The sequence below is a fragment of the Halorubrum tibetense genome, from assembly GCF_042661865.1.
Classification (GTDB): Archaea; Halobacteriota; Halobacteria; order Halobacteriales; family Haloferacaceae; genus Halorubrum; species Halorubrum tibetense.
This window is the reverse complement of sequence record NZ_JBHSWW010000568.1, coordinates 1-767: the sequence shown is the minus strand read 5'-3', so window position 1 is coordinate 767 and position 767 is coordinate 1. Positions and strand designations below refer to the sequence as shown.

The window sequence follows — 767 nt, the reverse complement described above, 5'->3', positions numbered from 1 at the left end:
GTTTCCAGCAACAATTGGCGCAATAATTGATGCGGTTTAGCGCCAAAGGTTTTGCGCAAGCCCCACTCTCTAGCGCGACTGGCGTGCTGTAAGCTGGCAAGATTGGCATAGTTCAAGGCCGCCGCTAACACCACCAACAAGCCCATTAAGGTTAGGGTTTCATTAACTGGAAAGCCGAGTGAATCCCACACTTGTGTATGATGGTATCGTAGCGGCCGAACATTAAGTGCAGAAATATAGGCGCGCTCTTTAGCATCGGCATGACGCTCAGCAACAGCGTTTACGCTTTGCTGCAGCGCCACAAGATCGGCATTATCTGGCAGCAATAGGTAAGTGAGATCGGTCGGCTGGAGCGATGTCCACTCGCCAGCGATGGTATATTCAGAGGTCGCTATCAAGGTTGATAGCGAGGTAAAGCTAGTCAGCTCAACATCTGGCATCAGGGAAGAATTAAAGTGGCTATCGGCACCCACATCGTCAAAAACAGCCACCACGCGCAGCGGCCAGCGTTGATCAAGCTGTAAAGTAAAACCCACAGCGTTCGTCGTTCCGAAGAACGTTCGAGCATGGCTAGCACTCAGTGCAACCGTAAAAGGCTTGATTAATTCTGCCGCGCCGCCATGCAGATAGTGAAAATCAAACAGCTCGGTAAAGCCATCATCGACAAAGCGCAAGCCGAGATGAAAAGCACCGGTGGGCGAATAAATCTTGCGGCGCTCAAACTTACTGCGCACCACGCGCAAAATTCCGGGCACCTCCGCTTGAAA

The 767-nt window shown here is 51.5% G+C and carries 1 protein-coding gene; it reads right to left on the bottom strand.

The genetic code is table 11. From position 1 onward, the window contains the following. Positions 1 to 767, bottom strand: a 767-nt coding sequence (locus tag ACFQEU_RS17010; RefSeq protein ID WP_379784066.1) for an ABC transporter permease, incomplete at both ends; no start/stop codon positions are given.